We start from the raw sequence: 23,009 nt of genomic DNA, 5'->3' as shown, positions 1-23,009 counted from the left end.
TCCAGCACCATCAAGGATTCGGGCGATGATCAACGACATCAAAACCACGGCGCAGACGCGCATGGCAAAGAGCCTCGACGCTCTGCGCCACACCCTCACCACCATCCGTACCGGCCGTGCCTCCCCGGCGCTGCTGGACGGCATCAAGGTCAAGGCCTACGGCACCGACACCCCGCTGAACCAGGTGGCCAGCATCAGCGTGTCCGAAGGCCGCTCGCTGGTCATCACCCTGTTCGACAAGAACATGATCAAGGAAGTCGAGAAGGCCATCTACGCCTCGGACATCGGCATCACCCCCACCACCATGGGCACGGTGATCCGCCTGAACCTGCCGCCGCTCACCGAGGAGCGCCGCAAGGAACTGGCCAAGTCGGTCAGCAAGGAAGGCGAGGAGACCAAGGTCGGCATCCGCAACATCCGTCGCGATGCCAACCAGGACGTGGCCAAGCTGCTCAAGGACAAGGCCATCACCGAGGACGACGACCGTCGCGCCCAGGACGACATCCAGAAGCTGACCGACAAGGCCATCAAGGACGTCGACGACATCGTCAAGCAGAAAGAACAGGAACTGATGGCGGTCTGACCGGTGCCATCCGTCCTGCCCAGCGGCACACCCGCACCGCGCCTGCCGGGCCACATTGCCATCATCATGGATGGCAATGGGCGCTGGGCGCAGCAACGCCGTCGGCCGCGCATGATCGGCCACCGCGCCGGCGCGCGCGCGGTCAACCGCACCATCGACTTCTGCCTGGAACGCGGCATCGCCGCGCTCACCCTGTTCGCGTTCTCCAGTGAAAACTGGGGTCGCCCGCAGGACGAGGTGGACGCGCTGATGAAGCTGTTCCTCGGCGCGCTGGACCGCGAGGTGGATGAACTCCACCGGCGCGGCGTGCGCGTGCGCTTCATCGGCGACCGCTCCCGCTTCGCCGCCAGCATCGTCCAGCGCATGGACAAGGCCGAGCAGCGCACCGCGGCCAACGCTACGATGACCCTGAGCATCGCTGCCAGCTACGGCGGCCGCCAGGACATCGCCATGGCCGCCCGACGCCTGGCCGAGCAGATCGCCGCGGGCACGCTGCGCCCCGACCAGGTCGACGAGACCCTGCTCGGGCAACACGTCGCCCTGGCCGACATGCCGCCGCCGGACCTGTTCATCCGCACCGGTGGCGACACCCGCATCAGCAACTTCCTGCTGTGGCAGTTGGCCTATACCGAACTCTGGTTCACCGAGGTGCTGTGGCCGGACTTCGATGCTGCCATCCTTCAACAGGCACTGGATGACTATGCCGGGCGCGAACGCCGCTTCGGCCTGACCAGCGCCCAGATCGCCGCCGGCAAGGCGGCCGAGAGCGCCCTTCCATGACCAAGACCCGAGTGATCGCCGCGCTGATCATGGCCCCGGTGGCCATCTGCGCGATTCTGCTGCTGCCCACCCAATGGCTGGCGGCCGCGGCCGCGCTGGTGTTCCTGGTCGGGCTGTGGGAGTGGCTGAAGCTGTCCGGCGTGGACGGCCTGCCGCGCACCGTGCTGCTGGTCCTGAACCTGCTGCTGATGGTGCTGCTGGTCTGGGCTTCGGCCGGCTATGACGTGCTGTTCCAGCTGACCGCGCTGATCGGCGTCGGTTTCTGGTTGCTGGCCCTGCTGTGGTTGCGCTTCTTCAATTTCGGCGCGCACGAGGAAAGCGGCGCCCGCCCGCTCAAGCTGGCGGCCGGCACGCTGGCGATCGTGCCGGCCTGGGCCTCGCTGGTGCTCATCCACGGCAGCGAGCCGAACGGACACCGCTGGCTGCTGACCGCCCTGACCCTGGTCTGGGCGGCCGACTCCGGCGCCTACTTCGCCGGCCGCGCCTTCGGCAAGCACAAGCTGGCCCCGCGCATCAGCCCCAACAAGACCATCGAAGGCCTGCTTGGCGGCCTGGTCGCCGGCATGGTCACCGCGGGCGTGTTCGGCTGGATCGCCGGAGTGCAGATGTCGCAGTTCGGCTGGCTGATGCTGGTGGCGGCCATCGCCGTGCTGGCCTCGGTGCTCGGCGACCTGTTTGAAAGCCTGCTCAAGCGCCACGCCGGCGCCAAGGATTCGGGCCACGTGATCCCGGGCCACGGCGGCGTGCTGGACCGCATCGACGGTGTGCTGGCCGCGCTGCCGGTATTCGCGCTGGGCAAGGAAATCTTCGGTTTCTGACCATGTCCTCCTCCTCGACCCCGCGCCAGGTCGCCATCCTCGGCGCCACCGGCTCCATCGGCACCTCGGCGCTGGACGTCATCGCCCGCCACCCGGAGCAGATGCGCGCCAGCGTGCTGGCCGCCGGCAGCAACGTGGATGCGCTGCTCGCGCTGTGCCGCACCCACCGCCCGGACCACGCCGCGATCGCCGACCCGGCCCTGTTCGAACGCCTGCGTGACGGGCTGGCCGACGCCGGGCTGGCGACCGAAGCCCATGCCGGGCATGCCGCCATCGAGGCGCTGGCGGCCAGCGCCGCCTGTGACACCGTGGTGGCCGCCATCGTCGGCGCCGCCGGCCTGGCCTCCACGCTCGCCGCCGCCCGCGCCGGCAAGCGTCTGCTGCTGGCCAACAAGGAATCGCTGGTCCTGGCCGGCACCCTGCTGACCCGGGAAGCGGCCGCCGCCGGCGCTGAAATCATCCCGATCGACAGCGAACACAACGCCATCTTCCAGTGCCTGCGCTCGCGCGATGCCAGCCTGGACGCCGGCGTGCGCCGGATCATCCTCACCGCCTCCGGCGGCCCGTTCCGCGGCCGCAGCCGGGCCGCGCTGGAGACGGTCACGGTCGCCCAGGCCGTGGCCCACCCGAAATGGTCGATGGGGCCGAAGATCTCGGTGGATTCGGCGACGTTGATGAACAAGGGGCTGGAGGTCATCGAGGCCCACCACCTGTTCAACGTGCCCGGTTCGCGCATCGACGTGCTGGTCCACCCGCAGAGCCTGGTGCATTCGCTGGTCGAGTTCATCGACGGCTCGACCCTGGCCCAGATGGGCCTGCCGGACATGCGCACCACCCTGGCCGTGGGCCTGGGCTGGCCGCGCCGCATCGAATCCGGCGTGGCCGGGCTGGACCTGCTGAGCCAGGGCCGGCTGGATTTCGAGGCCCCGGACCTGGACGCCTTCCCCTGCCTGCGCCTGGCCTGGCAGGCGATGGACGCCGGCGGCACCGCCCCGGCCATCCTGAACGCGGCCAACGAAGAAGCGGTTTCAGCCTTTCTTCAGGGCCGCATAGGCTTCCTGTCGATCCCTGCGCTGGTGGAACATGCCCTCTCCACCCTGCCTCACGCGGCCGCCGATACACTGGAGGCCCTGCTGGCCGCTGATGCACAGGCCCGCCATACCACCCGCACCGCCATCGCCCACCTGCCGCATGTCTGAGCCCTTCCCCCAACCGAGCGCTGCACATGGCTGACTTCCTCGGTTCCGTGTGGTGGATGATCGTCAGCCTTGGCCTGCTGGTGACCTTCCATGAATTCGGCCATTACTGGGTGGCCCGCCGCTGCGGGGTGAAGGTGCTGCGCTTCTCGGTCGGCTTCGGCAAGCCGCTGTGGAGCCGCTACAACAAGGACGGCACCGAGTTCGCGATCGCCGCGATCCCGCTGGGCGGCTACGTGAAGATGCTCGACGAGCGCGAGGTCGAGGTCCCCGCCGGGGAGCGCGCGGTCGCGTTCAACAACAAGACCGTCTGGCAGCGCATCGCCATCGTCGCCGCCGGCCCGGCCGCCAACCTGCTGCTGTGCATAGCCCTGTTGTGGGTGATGTTCGTGATCGGCCGGCAGGACTATTCAGCCACCCTCGGCCGCACCACCGGCGTCGCTGCCAGCGCCGGCTTCGCCAGCGGCGACCGCGTGCTGGAGGTGGATGGGCGCAAGGTCGACACCTGGGCCGAGGCCAGCATGGCGCTGACCACCGCGGCCATGGACCGCCAGGACGCCCATGTGCGCGTCCGCGACGCCCTGGACAACGAGCGCACCCGGGTGCTGCCGCTGTCACAGCTGCCGGCCGGCTTCGACGAGCGCCAGGTTCCGGCCCAGGCCGGCCTGGTCTGGCAGTTCTCGCTGCAGCCGGCCCGGGTCGACAGCGTGGTCACCGGCTCGGCCGCCGCCAACCTGCTGCAGAGCGGCGACCTGATCCTGGCCGTCGATGGCCAGCGCGTGGACAGCATGGACCAGGTCACCCCGCTGGTGCAGGCGCTGGGCAAGCGCGGCGGCCCCGGCATGGTCGAGGTCGAGCGCAATGGCGAGCGCCTGGCGCTGGAACTGACCCCGAAGCCCGGGCAGGGTGCCGACGGCAAGCCGCAATGGCTGCTGGGCGTGGGTTTCCAGCAGGGGCAGGCCCCTGCCTATGACGCCCGCCAGCAGTACGGTGTGCTGGCCGCCCTGCCGGCCGCGGTGCGCGAGACTGGCAAACTGGCGTCAGATTCGCTTGGCATGATGCGCCGGATGCTCACCGGCCACGCCTCGTTGAAGAACGTTTCCGGCCCGATCACCATCGCCCGCGTGGCCAATGCCTCGGCCGAGCGCGGGGTGGACTGGTTCCTGTATTTCCTGGCCCTGCTGTCGCTGAGCCTGTGCATCATCAACCTGCTGCCCATCCCTGTCTTGGACGGCGGGCACCTGCTGTATTACCTTATCGAGTTGGTCAAGGGCAGCCCGCTGAGCGAGCGTGCCATGGCGACGGGTCAATTCATCGGCCTGGCGCTGTTGGCCGGGCTGATGGGCTTGGCGTTCTACAACGACATCCTCAGCCTGGTCCCGCGATGAACTTTTTCCCGCTGACGTCGTCATACGCCGGCACCCACGCAACTCTGAAATCGACTCCAACCGGACGTGATATGACGCGACTCCCCAATCGCCGCCTGCTAGCCCTCGCCCTTGCTGCCGGCCTGGCACTGCCTGCGCTCGCACAGGCGGCCGAGCCGTTCACCGCCAGCGACATCCGCGTGGACGGGCTGCAGCGCATCTCCTCCGGCACCGTGTTCACCTACCTGCCGGTGGAGCGTGGCGACGTGGTCGACGATGCCAAGGTCGGCGACACCATCCGTGCGCTGTACAAGACCGGCTTCTTCGAGGACGTGCAGCTGGACCGCCAGGGCGACATCCTGGTCGTCACCGTCAAGGAACGCCCGGCGATCAACAAGCTGACCGTCACCGGCAACAAGGACATCAAGAGCGAGCAACTGCTCAAGGGCCTGGCCGACATCGGCCTGAGCGAGGGTGGCACCTTCGACCGCCTGAGCCTGGACCGCGTGACCCAGGAGCTGCGCCGCCAGTACAACGACCGAGGCAAGTACAACGTCGAGATCACCCCGACCGTCAGCCCGCTGGACCGCAACCGCGTGGACGTGGCCATTGCCGTGAAGGAAGGCAAGGCTGCCAAGATCCGCCACGTGAACCTGATCGGCACCGAGAAGTTCCCGGCCGAGGACATCCTGGAAACCTGGGAGTCCAAGGAGCACAACTGGGCCTCGTGGTACCGCCGCGACGACCAGTACTCCAAGGAAAAGCTGTCCGGCGACCTGGAAAAGCTGAACTCCTGGTACCTCAACCGCGGCTACGTGGACTTCAGCGTCGATTCCACCCAGGTCTCGATCAGCCCCGACAAGCGCGACATGTTCATCACCACCGGCGTGACCGAGGGTGAGCAGTACAAGATCTCCGACATCAAGGTCACCGGCGACACCATCCTGCCGCAGGAAACGGTGGAGAAGATGGTGTTCCAGAAGTCCGGCGACATCTTCTCGCGCGGCCTGCTGGAGCTGAGCGCGGACAGCATCACCAACAGCCTGTCCAACATCGGCTACGCCTTCGCCAAGGTCAACCCGATCCCGACCAGCAACCGCGGTGACCGCACCGTGGCGGTGAACATGCAGGTCGTGCCGGGCCCGCGCGTGTCCGTGCGCCGCATCGTGTTCAAGGGCAACTCGCGCACCGCCGACGAGGTGCTGCGCCGCGAGATGCGCCAGTTCGAGAACAGCTGGTACTCGCAGGCCGCCATCGACCGCTCCAAGATCCGCCTGCAGCGCCTGGGTTACTTCGAGTCGGTGGACGTGGAAACCACCCCGGTCACCGGCAGCAACGACCAGGTCGACGTGGTCTACAACGTCAAGGAAACCACCTCCGGCAGCTTCGTGTTCGGCCTGGGCTACTCGCAGTCCTACGGCATGACCACCTCGGTGCAGCTGTCGCAGAACAACTTCCTGGGCGGCGGCAACCGCGTGTCGGTCGAGGCTTCGCGCAGCAGCTACCTGCAGCGTTATGGCTTCTCCTACACCAACCCGTACTTCACCGATGACGGCGTGTCGCTGGGTTACAACCTGTCCTGGCGCGAGCTGGACTACTCCGACTTCAACACCGCCCAGTACAACAGCACCAACGGTGCGGCGCAGGTGGTGTTCGGCGTGCCGATCACCGAGAACGATGCGTTCTCGCTGATGTTCGGCATCGACAGCAACCAGATCACGACCTACCCGGGCTACACGCCGGCGGCGATCATCAACTACATCGAGGCCGTCGGCGCCAAGACGTTCCACTCCTGGCGTACCGAGCTGGGCTGGGCGCGCGACACCCGCAACGATTACTTCATGCCGACCGCCGGTACCTACCAGCGCGTGGGCCTGGAAGCCACGCTGCCGGGTTCGACCGTGGAGTACTACAAGCTCAGCTACCAGTTCTCCAAGTACTGGCCGATCATCCCGTCGCTGGTCATCAACACCCGCCTGGAACTGGGCTACGGTGATTCGTACGGCAGCGACAAGGTCCGTGACATCTGCTGGAACGTGATCCCCGGTACGCCGGGCACGCCGGCCAACGGCAGCACGCCGGCGGTCCCAGGCACCCCGGACACCACCCAGGTCGTCGACTGCGCCACCAACCCGACCGCCAACCACCGTCAGGTGAAGGCCACCGGCCTGCCGTTCTTCGAGAACTTCTACGCCGGCGGCACCAACTCGGTGCGCGGCTTCGAGGACAACACCCTGGGCCCGCGCTCGGAAGTCATGGCCGGCTACTACAACGGCCAGCCGCTGGGTGGCTCGGTGAAGACCGTCGGCTCGATCGAAGCCTACTTCCCGAAGCTGTTCGACAGCCCGTCCGCGCGCGTGTCGGCCTTCGTCGACTTCGGCAACGTCTACAACGGCGTGGACAACTTCAAGGCCAACGAGCTGCGTGCCTCGGCCGGTGTCGCCCTGTTGTGGCGCGCCCCGGTCGGCCCGATCTCGATCAGCTACGCGATCCCGCTGAAGAAGGAAGACGGCGACGAGATCGAACGCCTGCAGTTCACCTTCGGTGGGCAGTTCTAAGCAACTGCCACGCTGACCCCGGGGCGACCCGGGGTACCCGGCATCACGCCATGGGCGCGCTGCCGGGGCGCGCTCCGGGACTTCCAGATCCCCACGCGCCCTTACCAAAGGGGCTTTCCTCCAGAACCGCCGGCGCGCGGTTCTGGTCGTTTAGGGCTTCCGGTTTACTGCCCCCTCCCCGGCCTGCATGGGCGGTGGCGGGCGCTGGCTTCCTTTCCGGTCCACGCCCTGACCGCTGTTGGCCGGTCCACGTCCGTCTGGCTCGCGCCACGTCGGCCGGGCCGCCCGCATGACCACCACCTGCACAGGCTGTAAACTCGCCACGTGAATATTCCTACCCATACCGCACAGGAACTTGCCGACCGCTTCGGCCTGCAGGTGCACGGCGATCCGGCTGCTGCCATCTCCGGCGTGGCCACGCTCGCCCATGCCGGCCCCGGCCAGCTGACCTTCCTCGCCAATCCCCGCTATCGCGCGCAGTTGGCCGACAGCAAGGCGTCGATCGTGGTGCTGCGCGCCGATGATGCCGAGGCCGCACCCGGCACCGCGCTGATCGCCAAGGATCCCTACACCACCTTCGCCAAGATCGGTGCACTGTTCGAAACCGTGCCGGTCCGCGAGCCCGGCATCCATCCCAGCGCGGTGATTGATCCCAGCGCGACGGTGGCGGACAGCGCGCACATCGGTCCCCACGTCTGCATCGGCGCACGCTCGATGATCGGTGAGGCCGCCATCATCGGCCCGGGCTGCGTGATCGGCGATGACTGCATCGTGGAGGCCGGCAGCGAACTGCTGGCCCGCGTCACCCTGGTCGCCCGGGTCAAGCTGGGCAAGCGCGTGCGTATCCATCCCGGCGCAGTGCTTGGCGCCGAGGGCTTCGGCCTGGCGATGGACAACGGCCACTGGATCAAGGTGCCGCAGCTGGGCGGCGTGCGCATCGGCGACGACTGCGAGATCGGCGCCAACAGCTGCGTGGACCGCGGCGCGCTGGAAGACACCGTGCTCGACGAAGACGTGCGCGTGGACAACCTGGTGCAGATCGCCCACAACGTGCAGATCGGCGCGCACAGCGCCATCGCCGGTTCCACCGGCATCGCCGGCAGCGCCAAGATCGGCCGTTACTGCCTGCTCGGCGGTGCGGTAGGCGTGGTCGGCCACCTGGAAATCTGCGACCACGTGGTGATCACCGGCAAGTCGGTGGTCCGCAACTCCATTACCGAACCGGGCGAGTACTCGTCCGGTACCCCATTGACCGATAACCGCACGTGGCGCAAGAACGCCGCGCGCTTCAAGCAGCTCGATGCGCTCGCGCGGCGCATCCTGGCTGTGAGCAAGGAGAAGGAATGAACGCACCGCTGCAGCTGCCCGTCGACGTCAACACCATCCAGACGTTGATCCCGCACCGCTACCCCTTCCTGCTGGTCGACAAGGTCGTCGAGCTGGACGTGGAAGGAAAGCGCATCGTTGCGCACAAGAACGTGACCATCAACGAGCCGTTCTTCCAGGGCCACTTCCCCGGCCAGCCGATCATGCCGGGCGTGCTGATCATCGAGGCGCTGGCGCAGGCCGGTGGCGTGCTGACCCAGCTGAGCCTGGGCCGTGATGCGCAGTCCAAGCTGTTCTACCTGGTCAAGGTCGACAACGTGCGCTTCATGAAGCAGGTGGTGCCGGGCGACGTGCTGGAGCTGCATGTGCAGGTCAAGCGCGTGATCCGCAACATGGCCGTGTACTACGGCGAAGCCAAGGTCGACGGTGAAGTGGTCGCGCACGCAGAAGTGCTGTGCGCCGGCACCCGCGAGTAATCCAGCCGGAGTCTTTGCATGAGTGACAGCGCCCCCCTGATCCATCCGACCGCGGTCATCGACCCTTCCGCCAAGCTGGGTAGCGGCGTGCGCGTGGGCGCGTTCACCCTGATCGGGCCGGAAGTGGAGATCGGCGACGGCACCGAGATCGGCCCGCACTGCAGCGTCCACGGCCCGACCCGCATCGGCCGCGACAACCGTTTCATCGGCCACGTCGCCGTCGGCGGCGAGCCGCAGGACAAGAAGTTCGCCGGCGAACGCACCGAGCTGGTCATCGGTGACCGCAACGTGTTCCGCGAGTTCGTCACGCTCAGCCGTGGCACCGCCGGCGGTGGTGGCGTGACCACCATCGGCAACGACAACTGGATGCTGGCCTACACCCACATCGCCCACGACTGCCATGTGGCCGACCACTGCGTGTTCTCCAACAACACCACGCTGGCCGGGCATGTCAGCGTCGGCAGCTGGGTGATCATCAGCGGCTTTGCCGGTGCCCACCAGTTCTGCCGCATCGGCGACCACGCCTTCCTGGGCATGGGCTCGCTGGTGACCGGTGACATTCCGCCGTTCACCATGGTCGGCATCGATGGCCATGGCCGCCCGCGCGGCATCAACAGCGAAGGCCTCAAGCGCCGCGGGTTCGATGCCGAGCGCATCAGCGCGATCAAGCGCGCCTACCGCACCATCTACGTCGCCGGCCTGCCGCTGGCCGAGGCCAAGCAGCAACTGGCCGAACAGGCGCGCGACAGCGACGACGTGAAGCAGCTGCTGGACTTCATCGAAAGCGGCGAGCGCCCGTTGCAGCGATGAGCATGGGGAACCGCCCGGGGAACGGGGAGCTGGCGGCAGCAAGTGCGCCGACCACGGCGCAGCCAGCTGCCCTTCCCGCCTCCCTGCTCCCTGTTTCCCGCCGCAAGGTCCGCATCGCGCTGGTCGCGGGCGAGGCGTCCGGCGACGGCCTCGGCGCCGGCCTGATCAAAGCACTGCGCGCGCGCTATCCAGACGCCGAATTCGCCGGTATCGGCGGCGATGCCATGCGCAACGCCGGCTGCGAAACCTGGTTCGATGCCAGTGAACTGGCGTTGATGGGCCTGGCCGAGATCCTGCGCCATCTGCCGCGCCTGCTGAAGCTGCGCAAGGCGTTCCGCCAGCGCGTGCTGGACTGGCAGCCGGACGTGTTCATCGGCATCGATGCGCCGGACTTCAACCTGGCCGTGGAGAAGTGGCTCAAGCAACGCGGCATCCGCACCGTGCACTACGTCAGTCCGTCGGTCTGGGCATGGCGCGAGAAGCGCGCCGAGAAGATCGGCGCCAGCGCCGACCTGGTGCTGTGCCTGTTCCCGATGGAGCCGCCGATCTATGCCCGGCACGGCATCGACGCGCGCTTCGTCGGCCATCCCATGGCCGATGACATCCCGCTGCAGAGCGACCGCCTGCAGGCACGCCAGGCACTGGACATCCCCGCGCAGGCACCGGTGCTCGCGGTGCTGCCCGGCAGCCGGCTGGGCGAGGTCAGCCGCCTCGGCCCGCCGTTCTTCGCCGCCGCCTGGCAGCTGTGCGAGGACAGGCATGACCTGCACCTGGTGGTGCCGGCCGCCAATGCCAGATGCGAGGCGATGCTGGTCGAGCAGATCCGCGCCGCGGCGCTGCCCAGCGCGCGCGTGCACCTGCTCGATGGCCGCGCCCGCGAGGCCATGACCGCCGCCGACGTGGTGATGCTGGCCTCCGGCACCGCCACGCTGGAAACCATGCTGGTCAAGCGACCGATGGTGGTCGGCTACCGGGTGTCCGAGCTGACCTACCGCATCGTCAGCAGCCTGGGGCTGATCAAGGTCAACCGCTATGCACTGCCCAACGTGCTGGCCGGCAAGGATCTGGCACCGGAGCTGATCCAGCACGACTGCACACCCGACAACCTGGCCGGCGCCGTGCGTGACTGGTTCGACAACCCGGCCCGCGTGGCCGGACTGCAGGACGACTACCTGCGCCTGCACCAGCAACTGCGCCAGGACGCTTCCGCCCGCGCCGCCGATGCGGTGGCAGGCCTGCTGGATGCACCGGCCCGGCAAGCCCAGCCGTGAACGCCCGCCGTGTTCCTGCCAGGACAGCGGACCTTTCGCTGTCCCTGTTCGACGATGCCGCGCTGGCGCAACGCCAGGGCCCGCGCCTGGTCGCAGGCGTGGACGAAGCCGGCCGCGGCCCGCTGGCCGGCCCGGTGGCCGTCGCCGCGGTGGTGTTCGACCCGGCACGCCCGCGCATCAACGGACTGGACGACTCCAAGGCCCTGACCGCCGGCAAGCGCGAACTGCTGTACGACCGCATCGTCGAGCGCGCCCTGGCCTATTCGATCATCTTCGTCGACGTGGCCGAGATCGACAGCCTGAACATCTTCCAGGCCACCATGCAGGGCATGCGCCGCGCGGTGGAAGGCGTCGGCCACGTGGCCCAGTTCGCCCGCATCGACGGCAACAAGATCCCCAAGGGGCTGCCCTGCCCGGCCGAAGCGCTGGTCGGCGGTGATGCCATCGACCGCGCGATCATGGCCGCCTCGATCCTGGCCAAGGTCAGCCGCGACCGCTACATGCTGGAGCTGCACCAGCGACACCCTGAATACGGCTTCGACCAGCACAAGGGCTACGGCACGCCATTCCACCTGGCCGCGTTGAAAGCCCACGGGCCCTGCGCCGAACACCGAAGGTCGTTCGCGCCGGTCCGGGACGCCCTCGGCTAGCGCCGGAGGGCTGCGCAAGGCGGCAACGGCAGGACAACGGCGCAACCTGGCCGCGCTCCTGCTCCTGGCCTTCGTTCCCGCAAGGGGGAACGAAACCGTGCCGGCAGCCGCCCCGCCCCCTGTTCACCCCTGAGCCCTTGTTCCCCCGTTCCCCCGTCGCTACCCTGCTTCGGCACACTTCTGGCCCGGCATGTCTACTTCTTCCCGATTCGTCCATCTCCACGTCCACACCGAGTTCTCGATGGTGGACTCCACCATCCGCGTGCCGGCCAAGCCGGACCAGGCAGACCCGAAGAAGGCCAAGCAGGCCAACATCCTCAGCCGTTCGGTGGAGATGCAGGCCCCCGCGCTGGCCGTCACCGACCTGAACAACATGTTCGCGCTGGTGAAGTTCTACAAGGCCGCCGAAGGCGTGGGCATCAAGCCGATCGCCGGTGCCGACCTGCTGATCGCCGAGGAGAACCAGGACCCGTGGCGGATGACGCTGCTGTGCCGTGACCGCGAGGGCTACCTGAGCCTGTCGCGGCTGCTCACCCGCGCCTGGATGGAAGGCCACCGCAACGAAGGCGGCGTGGCGGTGCACCCGCAATGGCTCAAGGACGGCGGCCAGCACCTGTTCGCGTTGGCCGGCCGCCACAGCCTGGCCGGCCGCCTGGTCGCCGAAGGCCGCCACGACCTGGCCGAGCAGCAGCTGGCCGACTGGCAGCGCGTGTTCGGCGACGGCCTGCACCTGGAGCTGACCCGCACCCAGCGCGAGGGCGAGGAAGCCTTCAACCAGTTCGCGCTGATGGCCGCCGGCCAGCGTGGCCTGCCGGTGGTCGCCACCAATGACGTGCGCTTCCTGTCGCCGGAGGATTTCGACGCGCACGAAGCGCGCGTGTGCATCTCCACCGGGCGCGTGCTCGATGACCCCAAGCGTCCGCGCGAGTACAGCCGCGAGCAGTACCTGAAGACGCCCGAGCAGATGTGCGAGCTGTTCGCCGACATCCCCGACGCGATCGACAACACGCTGGCGCTGGCGCAGCGCTGCAACGTGGAGATGCGGCTGGGCACCTACTTCCTGCCCAACTACCCGGTGCCCGACGACGAGACCCTGGATACCTGGATCCAGAAGATGTCGCGCGACGGCCTCACCGAGCGCCTGGAGAAGAACCCGCTGGCGCCGGGCATGAGCCGCGAGGACTACTTCGAGCGGCTCGAGTTCGAGCTCAACACCATCATCAAGATGGGGTTCCCGGGCTACTTCCTGATCGTTGCCGACTTCATCCAGTGGGGCAAAAACCAGGGCATCCCGATCGGCCCGGGCCGTGGCTCGGGCGCCGGCTCGCTGGTGGCTTGGGCGCTGAAGATCACCGACCTGGACCCGCTGCCGTACAACCTGCTGTTCGAGCGCTTCCTCAACCCCGAACGCGTGTCGATGCCCGACTTCGACATCGACTTCTGCATGGACCGCCGCGACGAGGTGATCGACTACGTCGCGCGCAAGTACGGCCGCGAGCGCGTCAGCCAGATCATCACCTACGGCACCATGGCGGCCAAGGCGGTGGTGCGCGATACCGGCCGCGTGCTGGGCTTCCCGTATGGCCTGGTCGACGGCGTGTCCAAGCTGATCCCCAACATCCTGGGCATCCACCTGAAGGATGCGCTGGGCAAGGGCAAGGAAGGCGTGGATTCGGAAATGGCCTCGGCCGAGCTGATCCAGCGCTACGAGACCGAGGACGACGTCCGCGACCTGATCGACCTGGCGCTGCAGCTGGAAGACCTCACCCGCAACGCCGGCAAGCACGCCGGCGGCGTGGTGATCGGCCCCGAGCCGCTGAGCGAGTTCTGCCCGCTGTACGCCGAACACGACGAAGGCGGCATCGGCAAGAACCCGGTCACCCAGTTCGACAAGAACGACGTGGAAGAAGTGGGCCTGGTGAAGTTCGACTTCCTCGGCCTGCGCACGCTGACCATCATCGATTGGGCGGTGAAGGCGATCAACAAGCGCCACGAGCGCGCCGGCATCCCGCCGGTGGACATCACCCAGATCCCGCTCGACGACGCCCCGACCTACAAGGACATCTTCGCCAACGGCAACACCGGCGCGGTGTTCCAGTTCGAATCCTCGGGCATGCGCCGCCTGCTGAAGGACGCACGCCCGGACCGCTTCGAAGACCTGATCGCGCTGGTGTCGCTGTACCGCCCCGGCCCGATGGACCTGATTCCCTCCTTCAACGCGCGCAAGCACGGCCAGGAAGAAATCATCTATCCCGACCCGCGCACTGAAGCCATCCTCAAGGACACCTACGGCATCATGGTGTACCAGGAGCAGGTGATGCAGATGGCGCAGATCGTCGGCGGCTACTCGCTGGGCGGCGCCGACCTGCTGCGCCGCGCGATGGGCAAGAAGGTGCCGGCGGAAATGGCCAAGCACCGCGAGATCTTCCGCGAGGGTGCGGCCAAGGGCGGCGTCGACGGCCCCAAGGCCGATGAAATCTTCGACCTGATGGAGAAGTTCGCCGGCTACGGCTTCAACAAGTCGCACGCCGCGGCCTATGCCTTGGTCAGCTACCAGACCGCGTGGCTCAAGCGTCACTACCCGGCCGAATTCATGGCCGCGACCTTGTCCTCGGACATGGACAACACCGACAAGGTGGTCGGCTTCCTGGCCGAGGTGCGCAACCTCAACCTGACCGTGCTGCCGCCGCGTGTGAACGACTCGGCCTACATGTTCGAGGCCGCCAACGCCGACACCATCCGCTACGGGCTGGGTGCGATCAAGGGCGTCGGCCAGGGGGCCTGTGAGGCCGTGGTGGACGAGCGCCTGCGCAGCGGCGAGTACGTTTCGCTGCTGGACTTCTGCACCCGCGTGGAGTCCGGCAAGCTCAACCGCCGCACGCTGGAAGCGATGATCAACTGCGGCGCGCTTGACGGGCTGGGCAAGAACCGCGCCACGCTGATGCTGCAGTTGCCGGAAGTGCTCAAGGCCACCGACCAGATGGCGCGCGAGAAGGCCTCCGGGCAGAACTCGCTGTTCGGCGCGCCGGACCCGGTCAGCACCGCCAACCAGCTGGACCTGCCCGAAAGCAAGGAATGGCCGCTGGCGCAGTTGCTCGGCGGCGAGCGCGAGACGCTGGGCTTCTACCTCAGTGGCCACCCGTTCGACCCCTACGCCGAGGACGTCAAGGAACTGGTCGGCACCGACCTGGGCGGCCTGGACAAGATGGTCACCCCGGCGTTGCCGTCCAAGGACGGCGAAAAGCGCGCCTGGCGGCAGGAGGCGCAGGTGATCCTGGCCGGCATGGTCATCGGCGTACGCCGCAAGGGCGACAGCCAGGTGTTCGTGACGCTGGAGGACGGCAAGGGCCGGGTCGAGTGCAGCGCCTTCTCCGACGGCCTGGCCGAATTCGGGCACCTGATGACCAAGGACCGCATCCTGGTGGTCAAGGGCGGCCTGCGCGAGGACGAATTCAACGGCGGCTATGCCCTGCGCATCCGCCAGTGCTGGGACTATGAACAGCTCAGCGCCGACCATGCCACCGGCATGTTCCTGCGCGTGGACGGCCGCGGCGGCCCGATCTGGCAGCGCATCGACGCCCTGCTGGCTGGCAGCCGGCCCGGCCGCACGCCGCTGCGCCTGGACCTTCTGCTCAACGGCAAGCCCAACGGCAGCGTGGCCGGCATGCTCGACCTGGGCGGCCAGGGGGCGGTGCGGGTCAGCCCGCAGCTGCTCGATACCCTGCGCGAGGACCCGGCCGTGCGCCGGGTCAAGGTCAAGTACAGCCCGCCCTGGGCGAACTGAACCGGACGGACGCGTACGGGTTCATTCGACGCGTTCGGCTACACTTCCCCCCTTTAATTCATGACGGTTTCCGATGAATCCGAACTACCTCGACTTCGAGCAACCCATCGCTGATCTGGAAACCAAGATCAAGGACCTGCGCAGCGCCAGCGCCGGGCCGGCGGTCAATGTCGATGCAGAGGTGAAGGCGCTGGAAGACAAGCTGCGCCTGCGTACCGCACAGATCTTCCGCAACCTGACCCCCTGGCAGGTGCTGCAGGTGGCCCGCCACCCGTCGCGCCCGTACCCGCTGGACTACATCCGCATCTTCTGCGACGAGTTCCAGGAACTGGCCGGCGACCGCGCCTTCGCCGATGACAAGGCCATCGTCGGCGGCCTGGCCCGCATCGGCGGCCGGCCGGTGATGCTGATCGGCCACCAGAAGGGCCGCGACACCAAGGAAAAGATCAAGCGCAACTTCGGCATGCCCAAGCCGGAGGGCTACCGCAAGGCATTGCGCCTGATGAAGATGGCCGAGCGCTTCAAGCTGCCGGTGCTGACCTTGATCGACACCGCCGGTGCCTGGCCGGGCATCGATGCCGAAGAGCGCGGCCAGTCCGAGGCCATCGCCCGCAACCTGATGGAAATGGCAGAACTGAAGGTGCCGGTGATCTGCACCGTGATCGGTGAAGGCGGCTCCGGCGGCGCGCTGGCACTGGGCGTGGGTGACCGCACCCTGATGCTGGAGTACAGCGTGTACTCGACCATCACCCCGGAAGGTTGCGCCTCGATCCTGTGGAAGGACGCCGGCAAGGCCAAGGACGCCGCCGAACAGCTCGGCATGACCGCCCCGCGCCTGAAGAGCCTGGGCTTGATCGACAAGATGATCCGCGAGCCGATCGGCGGCGCCCACCGCAACCCGAAGCAGATGGCCACTCGCCTGAAGGCCGTGCTGCTCAATGAGCTGGACGCGCTGGACAAACTGAGCGTGGAAGCATTGCTGGAGCAGCGCTACAAGCGCCTGCGCAGCTACGGTGCCTACGAGGCCGCCTGAGCCAACGCCGCCACGGGGACACAGGGATGAGCCCGATCATTCTGCTTTCGCTGGTATTGCAGGTTGCCTGCTGCGTGCACGTCGTGCGCAACGGGCGGCCGCTGTACTGGATCGTCATCATCCTGATGTTCTCGTACCTGGCGGTGCTGATCTATTTCATCGCCGAGATCCTGCCGGGGTTGCGCAACAACCCCAGCGCGCGGCGCGGCCTGCGCCAGATGCGTGACCAGCTTGATCCGTCCCGTGGCAAGCGCCAGGCCGACCAGCGCCTGCGCGTGTCCGACACCGCCGAGAACCGCCGGCAACTGGCGCAGCAGCACCTGGACCACGGCGAGTACGCCGAGGCTGCCACGCTGTTCGAAAGCGCCCTGCGTGGCATCCACCGCGAAGACCCCGACCTGATACTGGGCCTGGCCAAGGCCCAGTACGGGCTCGGCCAGGCAGCGCAGGCCCGGCAGACACTGGACGCGCTGATCGCTGCCAATCCCTCCTTCCGCTCGCAGGAAGGGCACCTGTTGTATGCCCGCGCCGTGGAGGACAGCGGCGATGTCGATGCCGCCCTGCACGAGTACGAGGCCATGGTCGACGGCTTCGCCGGCGAGGAAGCACGCCTGCGCTATGCCCTGCTGCTCAAGCGCGCCGGCCGCCCCGACGAGGCGACCGTACAGCTGCGCAAGCTGCTGGATCGTGCCGAGCTCTCACCGAAGTACTACCAGCGCGCCCAGCGCGAATGGACCGACCTGGCCCGCAAGGAACTGCGCCAGCTCACCGCGTAGCCTCGGCCGCGAAGCAGGGGACCCCTCCCCTCACAGGAGTGCCCGCCATGGCAGCCCATTGGCGGGCGGTTTTCATGCGCGCGGACGCCGCAATGGCATCGCGGGTACAAGAAAGGCCTGCATTGCCGGCCTTTCTGCTTGATACCCGCCGCGTATCAGAACGGCTTGGCGATCACGAAGTACACGATGGCGATGAACAGCACCAGCGGCAGTTCGTTGAACCAGCGCAGCGCGCGCGAGGACGGCAGTCCCCTGCCCTTGGCCACGCCCTTCAACCAGCGACCGGTCACGGTGTAATAGACCATCAGCAGCACCACCAGCCCGAGCTTGGCGTGCAACCAGCCCGCCCCGCCGGGAGCCACCATGGTCGGGAAGTCCGGCAGCACCTTGTAGCCCAGCCACAACACCAGCCCCAGCAGGAAAGCGATGCCGAACATCATGTGGCCGAAGCGGTACAGGCGCATGCCCATCAACTGCAGGCGCTGCTGTACGGGCGCCTGCCCGGCGGTCTCGGTCAGGTTGACCAGGATCCGCGGCAGGTAGAACACCGCCGCCATCCATGCCACCACGAAAACAAGGTGGAAGGTCTTGACCCAAAAATAGGACTGCATGCACTGGCTCCAGCGGCGGCGTAGGATGTGCGCCATTTTCGCCCATCCGCACAAGACACGCACATGCAGGAAAAACAGTACGACGCCGCCTACTTCCAGCGTTGGTACCGCCGTGGCGATATCGGCGGCGCCGCGCGCCTGGCGCGCAAGGTGCAACTGGCGGTGGCCAGCGCCGAGTACTACCTGGAACGGCCGATCCGCAGCGTGCTGGACATCGGCGCCGGTGAAGGCGCCTGGCGCGCGCCCCTGCTCAAGCTGCGCCCGAAGCTGCAGTACATGGGCTTTGACGGCAGCGAGTACGCGGTGCGCCGGTTCGGCCGCACCCGCGACCTGCACCTGGCGCGTTTCGGCGACTTCCAGTGGCTGCGCCCGTGCGCGCCGGTGGATCTGCTGGTCTGCTCGGACGTGATGCACTACGTGCCCAGCCGCGAGCTCAAGGCCGGGCTGGAAGGCCTGGCCGAGCTGTGCGGCGGGGTCGCCTTCCTGGAAACCTTCACCGCCGAGGACGACTTCCACGGCGACCATGACGGCTTCCAGAAGCGCCCGGCGCGCTGGTACCGGCGGCAGCTGCAGGAGGCCGGCTTCCGCGCGGTGGGCTCGCACTGTTGGCTCGGCCCCGCATTCAGCGACGACGTCGCCGCGCTCGAAAGCCCCCGCTGAGCCAGTCCGGCCGGCCTTAACGCCATCGCTGCCAGACTGGAGTATGCTGCGCAGCACCATATGACCATACATATTTGGACGTCATGCTTTATCAACTGCATGAATTGACCCGCAACCTGCTTGCCCCGTGGGTCCACCAGGCCCAGGCCAACGCGGCGTTCTTCAACAACGGCGGGCACTGGTGGTCGTCCATGCCCGGCGCCGACCGCCTGGCCGCGATGAACGAGCTGTTCCATCGCCTCGGCAAGGATTACGAAAAGCCGGAATGGGGCATCCACGAGCTGGAGCTGGACGGCGAGATCGTGCCGATCGCCCAGCTCACCGAGGTCGAGAAGCCGTTCTGCAAGCTGCTGCGCTTCAAGCGCCACAGCAACGAGACGTCCAAGGTCGAAGCCCTGCTGGCCCAGCCGATCGTGCTGGTAGTGGCGCCCTTGTCAGGCCACCACGCCACCCTGCTGCGCGACACCGTGCGCACGCTGCTGCGTGACCACCGCGTCTACGTCACCGACTGGGTGGATGCGCGCATGGTGCCGGTCGAACAGGGCGAGTTCGGCCTGGACGACTACATCGAGTACGTGCAGGAATTCATCCGCCACCTCGGCGCCGACAACGTGCACGTGGTCAGCGTGTGCCAGCCGACCGTGCCGGTGCTGGCGGCGGTGTCGCTGATGGCCAGCCGTGGCGAGGCCACGCCGCGCTCGCTGGTGATGATGGGCGGCCCGATCGACGCCCGCCACAGCCCGACCGCGGTCAACAACCTGGCCACGCGCAACCCGTTGTCGTGGTTCGAGAACAACGTCATCCACACCGTGCCTGCGCCGTACCCGGGCCAGGGCCGCCGGGTCTACCCGGGCTTCCTGCAGCACGCCGGTTTCGTCGCCATGAACCCCAGCCGGCACCTGATGTCGCACTGGGATTTCTACACCGACCTGGTCAAGGGCGACCTGGACGACGCCAACGCGCACCGTCATTTCTACGACGAGTACAACGCGGTGCTGGACATGCCGGCACAGTTCTACCTGGACACCATCCGCGTGGTGTTCCAGGAGTTCCTGCTGCCGCGCGGTGAATGGTACGTACGCGGTGAGCGCGTGGACCCGTCGGCGATCCGCGACACCGCGCTGCTGAGCATCGAGGGCGAGCTGGACGACATCGCCGGCCTGGGCCAGACCGAAGCGGCGCAGGCACTGTGCACCGGCATCCCGGCGTCGCGCCGCAACCACTTCATCGTCGAGGGTGCCGGCCATTACGGCATCTTCAGTGGTCGCCGCTGGCGCGAAGTGGTCTACCCGAAGATGCGCGACTTCTTCAGCGCGCAGTCGCAGCCGAGCGCGGCGAAGAAGAGCCGCAAGGCAGCGGCGAGCAATGTCACGCCACTGCGCCGTCGCGCGCAGCGCTGAGTACATTTGGACCTTTGCAGCCCCTCTCCCGCCTGCGGGAGAGGGGTTGGGGTGAGGGCAGATCGAAACGATGGCAATGCGCTTGGCAGCGTACTGCCCAAAACCCGCTGTCAGGGCCAAGGCAGAAGCCTCAAATGCTCAAGTGCTCAGAATCCCCTCATCCGCCCCTAGCGGGGCCCCTTCTCCCGCTCGCGGGAGAAGGGATGCAATCAGCGCCTGCCTCATTCAATACAAAGGCCCCGGCAATCACCGGGGCCTTCTGCGTTTACGACACTGCCTTCAATCCGACCACCCCAGCCACGATCACGCCCAGGCTCAGCAGGCGCGCGGTGCTGCGTGACTCACCGAAGAACAGCATGTTCACCAGCACCGCCGCCGCGGTGCCCAGGCCGATCCATACCGCATAGGCCACGCTCAGCTGCAGGTAGCGGAACGACTGGTACAGCAGCACGAACGAGGCACCGAAGCCGCCGAAGAACAGCAGCGCATTGAGCGCATTCCTGCGCTGGCTGTAGCGCTTCAGGCCAACCACGCCCAGCGTTTCCATCAGCGCGGCGATCACCACCAGGAACCAACCCATTTCAACCTTCCTTGCCGGTCGCACCGGCAGTGTCTGCTTCCTTGCCATCGGCCAGCTTGAGCGCGATCACGCCCGCCACCAGCAGCGCCATGAAGGCACCCTTGGCGACGCTGAAGCTGCCACCGAACAGGAAGATGTCCATCAATGCGGCGCCCACCGTACCCACTGCCGCGAACACCGCGTACACGGTGCCGGTCGGCAAGGTTTCGCAGGCGCGGGCCAGCCATTGGAAGTCGACCAGGATGACCGCGATGATCGGTATCCAGTGCCACCAGGCCGAGGCCACGTTGAACCCATACACCCAGACCAGCTCGAACACGCAGGTCAGGGCAACAAACAGCCAGCCTTTCCCGGCCATGTCGTTCTCCTTGCTTCTCGTTGTTGTGTGCGGTGCGCATCGGCACCGCCGTGATCAGACCGCCGGCGCGCGCCCCAGTCCGGCGCCGATGAAACGCTCCAGTTCGGCCAGATGCGCCCGCGCCTCGTCGGCCGATGTATCGGCATACAGGTGCACCTGCTCGGCGGCGGCCTCGATGGCACCGACCAGCACCCGCGCGGCATGCCGCGGCTGCACGCCGGCGGCGATCGCACCGTCCGCGCGTGCCTGTTCCAGCAGTTGCTGCAGCCACGCGTACAGCGGCGCGTAGATCTGCTCCCAACGCCGCATCTGGTCGGTCTGGGTCATGCCGCTGTACAGCAGTGCCACCTCCTGGTGCTGCGCGCCGACCTCGGCGAAGATCACCGCCGCCAACCGGTCCAACTGCTTGCCGGCCGGCAGGCCATCGAGCTGCGCATGCAACCGCGCCAGCAGCTGGGTCAGCACGCGCTCGGCGATGCCGCCCATCACCGCCAACCGCGACGGGAAGTACAGGTAGTACGTGCCCTGGGCGATGCCGGCGCGCTTGACGATGTCCGATACCGTTGCCTTTTCGACGCCCTTTTCGGCGAACACGGCGATGGCGGCGTCGATGATGGCGGCGCGCTTGTCCATGGCGAACCCAACTGACTGACTGTCAGTCATTTTAGGGATCCGCTCCGCAAGGTCAACCCGGACCCGCGCCGGGGCTGAACCACGATTTAGAAAGACCCCTTGCCCGCGTTCCGGAAGGAACACCCGGCCCCACCAGACAAGATCGCTTGCCAGCGGCCGGCGCGGCCCCTAACATGCGCGCCGTCGTCCCGGTTCTCGTGGCGACCGTAAGCGTTCACGTCAACCAACGCGCCCATCAACTCCGGCCCTGCCGGGGCTGTTTGCCCGCTCGCGGGCGATAGGCGCCTTTGCTTGACCGGATCCTGGAGATCGCTCTTGAACGCTTCACACAAACCCACCATTTTCCTCGGCATTCCCAAGCTTCCCGTGCGTTACGGCGCCCTGGTCATGCCGTTGCTGCTGTCCCTGCTGATGACCAGCATCGTGTCGTTGATCAGCACCCTGAAAAGCATCGGCCTGTCGCCGCAGCTCACGTCCAAGTGGCTGGGCGCCTGGGGCGTTTCCTGGCTGATCGCCTTCCCCGTGCTGTTGTTGCTCCTGCCGGTGGTACGCCGGGCGACCGCCGCATTGGTGCGCTCGCCCTGAGCATCCGCGCAGGGCTCCACCGTCATGCCACAAACGAACGGGGCGCCAAGGGCGCCCCGTTCGTTTGTTCCTGCTGGCATGTGGCTTACAGGCGCACCAGCAGATGCTTGGCCATCGCGCCATGCAGCTTGCCGATGCCCCGTGCCAGGTGCAGCGTGCCGAACAGCAGCAATGCACCCACCGCCACCGATACCGGCCACACCCAGAAGGCGGTGGCCACGTTCACGCCGTCGATCCAGATGCCGGCCGGATGGTCGAACAACAGGTCCCCCAGCGGCGCGAACATCAGTGCCAACGACAGCGACAACAAGGTCGTCGCAATGGTGAAGTAGGCCACGCCCAAGGGCAGCATCAGCAGGAAGTACAGCATCGTCAGCCAGGTGCGCCCGTCGGCGAACATCGCCCCGATGCGCGCCAGCCAGCCCTGGCTCTTGTCCGTGTAGGCCGGGCGACGCGGCATGCGCACCCCGAGCATGGTCTCGATGATGCGGCCCTCCACCAGCGACAGCACCCGCACCGACCCCAGGAACAGCAGCAGGATCGGGATGCCGATGATCAGGATCAGCAGCGATACCGACAGCGACAGGCCAGTCACCACCCAGGTGAAGAAGAACGTGCCGGTGGCCAGCGACAGCAGCATGTAAAACAGCGCGCCGTAGGTATGCGGGTCGAGCACGACGCCAAAGAAGCGCGCCGCCAGCGACCGCTGCGGCGCGGCGGCCGGCGGTGGCGACGCCGCCGGCCCGGCCGGGGC

At 67.3% G+C, this 23,009-nt stretch carries 21 protein-coding genes and 1 pseudogene; 17 read left to right on the top strand and 5 right to left on the bottom strand.

Annotation, left to right across the window (positions count from 1 at the left end; all coding sequences use genetic code 11):
* Window positions 1–25: 25 nt before the first annotated feature.
* The 14 genes from frr to IB227_RS14240 all read left to right on the top strand — a co-directional run bounded on the left by frr (window position 26) and on the right by IB227_RS14240 (window position 17,428).
* Window positions 26–583 carry a ribosome recycling factor gene (gene frr / locus IB227_RS14305; RefSeq protein ID WP_132865135.1) on the top strand — a complete coding sequence of 186 codons (558 nt, stop codon included), beginning with the start codon at window positions 26–28 and terminating at the stop codon, window positions 581–583.
* Window positions 584–586: 3 nt separating this feature from the next.
* Window positions 587–1,363 carry a polyprenyl diphosphate synthase gene (gene uppS, locus IB227_RS14300; RefSeq protein ID WP_318639551.1) on the top strand — a complete coding sequence of 259 codons (777 nt, stop codon included), beginning with the start codon at window positions 587–589 and terminating at the stop codon, window positions 1,361–1,363.
* Window positions 1,360–2,181, top strand: a complete 822-nt coding sequence (locus IB227_RS14295) for a phosphatidate cytidylyltransferase (RefSeq protein ID WP_192287970.1) — start codon at window positions 1,360–1,362, stop codon at window positions 2,179–2,181. Before uppS ends, IB227_RS14295 begins: the two co-directional genes overlap by 4 nt.
* A gap of 2 nt (window positions 2,182–2,183) precedes the next feature.
* On the top strand, window positions 2,184–3,380 hold the full coding sequence (locus IB227_RS14290) for a 1-deoxy-D-xylulose-5-phosphate reductoisomerase (protein ID WP_192287969.1): 1,197 nt from the start codon (window positions 2,184–2,186) through the stop codon (window positions 3,378–3,380).
* A 26-nt stretch (window positions 3,381–3,406) separates the two neighbouring features.
* Window positions 3,407–4,765, top strand: a complete 1,359-nt coding sequence (rseP, locus tag IB227_RS14285) for an RIP metalloprotease RseP (RefSeq protein ID WP_192287968.1) — start codon at window positions 3,407–3,409, stop codon at window positions 4,763–4,765.
* Window positions 4,766–4,836: 71 nt separating this feature from the next.
* Window positions 4,837–7,302, top strand: coding sequence for an outer membrane protein assembly factor BamA (gene bamA, locus IB227_RS14280; RefSeq protein ID WP_192287967.1), 2,466 nt, complete (start codon window positions 4,837–4,839; stop codon window positions 7,300–7,302).
* A 324-nt stretch (window positions 7,303–7,626) separates the two neighbouring features.
* Window positions 7,627–8,649, top strand: a complete 1,023-nt coding sequence (lpxD, locus tag IB227_RS14275; protein ID WP_192287966.1) for a UDP-3-O-(3-hydroxymyristoyl)glucosamine N-acyltransferase — start codon at window positions 7,627–7,629, stop codon at window positions 8,647–8,649.
* On the top strand, window positions 8,646–9,104 hold the full coding sequence (gene fabZ, locus IB227_RS14270) for a 3-hydroxyacyl-ACP dehydratase FabZ (RefSeq protein ID WP_132865142.1): 459 nt from the start codon (window positions 8,646–8,648) through the stop codon (window positions 9,102–9,104). The genes lpxD and fabZ overlap by 4 nt, the downstream gene beginning before the upstream one ends.
* An 18-nt stretch (window positions 9,105–9,122) precedes the next feature.
* Window positions 9,123–9,914 (top strand): acyl-ACP--UDP-N-acetylglucosamine O-acyltransferase, encoded by a 792-nt coding sequence (gene lpxA / locus IB227_RS14265; protein WP_192287965.1) that lies wholly within the window; start codon window positions 9,123–9,125, stop codon window positions 9,912–9,914.
* Window positions 9,911–11,185, top strand: coding sequence for a lipid-A-disaccharide synthase (lpxB, locus tag IB227_RS14260; protein WP_225591888.1), 1,275 nt, complete (start codon window positions 9,911–9,913; stop codon window positions 11,183–11,185). Before lpxA ends, lpxB begins: the two co-directional genes overlap by 4 nt.
* A gap of 38 nt (window positions 11,186–11,223) precedes the next feature.
* Entirely contained in the window at window positions 11,224–11,835 is a 612-nt protein-coding gene (locus tag IB227_RS14255; protein WP_225591900.1) for a ribonuclease HII, read from the top strand.
* Between the two features lie 190 nt (window positions 11,836–12,025).
* Window positions 12,026–15,619: a DNA polymerase III subunit alpha gene (gene dnaE / locus IB227_RS14250; protein WP_192287963.1), complete on the top strand. Its 3,594-nt coding sequence runs from the start codon at window positions 12,026–12,028 to the stop codon at window positions 15,617–15,619.
* A gap of 73 nt (window positions 15,620–15,692) precedes the next feature.
* Window positions 15,693–16,652 carry an acetyl-CoA carboxylase carboxyltransferase subunit alpha gene (locus IB227_RS14245; RefSeq protein ID WP_192287962.1) on the top strand — a complete coding sequence of 320 codons (960 nt, stop codon included), beginning with the start codon at window positions 15,693–15,695 and terminating at the stop codon, window positions 16,650–16,652.
* 26 nt (window positions 16,653–16,678) lie between these two features.
* A complete protein-coding gene (locus tag IB227_RS14240; RefSeq protein ID WP_192287961.1) occupies window positions 16,679–17,428 on the top strand; it encodes a tetratricopeptide repeat protein in 750 nt (249 codons plus the stop codon).
* A 155-nt stretch (window positions 17,429–17,583) separates the two neighbouring features.
* Here the strand turns inward: IB227_RS14240 and IB227_RS14235 are convergent, their stop codons facing one another.
* Window positions 17,584–18,039 (bottom strand): CopD family protein, encoded by a 456-nt coding sequence (locus tag IB227_RS14235; protein WP_192287960.1) that lies wholly within the window; start codon window positions 18,037–18,039, stop codon window positions 17,584–17,586.
* Between the two features lie 63 nt (window positions 18,040–18,102).
* On the opposite strand from IB227_RS14235, the gene IB227_RS14230 reads away from it, so the two are divergent.
* Together IB227_RS14230 and phaZ are read left to right on the top strand one after the other, a co-directional pair.
* Window positions 18,103–18,699, top strand: a complete 597-nt coding sequence (locus IB227_RS14230) for a methyltransferase domain-containing protein (RefSeq protein WP_192287959.1) — start codon at window positions 18,103–18,105, stop codon at window positions 18,697–18,699.
* Between the two features lie 83 nt (window positions 18,700–18,782).
* Window positions 18,783–20,012, top strand: a pseudogene (phaZ, locus tag IB227_RS14225) (polyhydroxyalkanoate depolymerase); the annotation flags it as partial.
* A gap of 352 nt (window positions 20,013–20,364) precedes the next feature.
* On the opposite strand, the gene IB227_RS14220 reads toward phaZ, so the two are convergent.
* From IB227_RS14220 to IB227_RS14210, 3 genes are read right to left on the bottom strand one after another with little or no spacing between them, the layout of a single operon-like run.
* Window positions 20,365–20,679 carry a multidrug efflux SMR transporter gene (locus IB227_RS14220; protein ID WP_192287957.1) on the bottom strand — a complete coding sequence of 105 codons (315 nt, stop codon included), beginning with the start codon at window positions 20,677–20,679 and terminating at the stop codon, window positions 20,365–20,367.
* Window position 20,680: 1 nt separating this feature from the next.
* Window positions 20,681–21,037 carry an SMR family transporter gene (locus IB227_RS14215; RefSeq protein ID WP_192287956.1) on the bottom strand — a complete coding sequence of 119 codons (357 nt, stop codon included), beginning with the start codon at window positions 21,035–21,037 and terminating at the stop codon, window positions 20,681–20,683.
* Between the two features lie 54 nt (window positions 21,038–21,091).
* Entirely contained in the window at window positions 21,092–21,700 is a 609-nt protein-coding gene (locus tag IB227_RS14210; RefSeq protein WP_192287955.1) for a TetR family transcriptional regulator, read from the bottom strand.
* 285 nt (window positions 21,701–21,985) lie between these two features.
* Here IB227_RS14210 and IB227_RS14205 point away from each other — a divergent pair, with 285 nt between their 5' ends.
* On the top strand, window positions 21,986–22,255 hold the full coding sequence (locus IB227_RS14205) for a DUF2798 domain-containing protein (protein ID WP_225591887.1): 270 nt from the start codon (window positions 21,986–21,988) through the stop codon (window positions 22,253–22,255).
* An 85-nt stretch (window positions 22,256–22,340) separates the two neighbouring features.
* Here the strand turns inward: IB227_RS14205 and IB227_RS14200 are convergent.
* Window positions 22,341–23,009: sensor domain-containing protein (locus IB227_RS14200; protein ID WP_192287954.1), on the bottom strand; the 669-nt coding region annotated here is incomplete at its 5' end.

The organism is Stenotrophomonas sp. STM01 (genome assembly GCF_014852135.1).
In the GTDB taxonomy this organism is placed as follows: Bacteria; Pseudomonadota; Gammaproteobacteria; order Xanthomonadales; family Xanthomonadaceae; genus Stenotrophomonas; species Stenotrophomonas capsici.
Note: the sequence above shows the minus strand (reverse complement) of the source record. Positions and strands in the feature narration are given on the sequence as shown.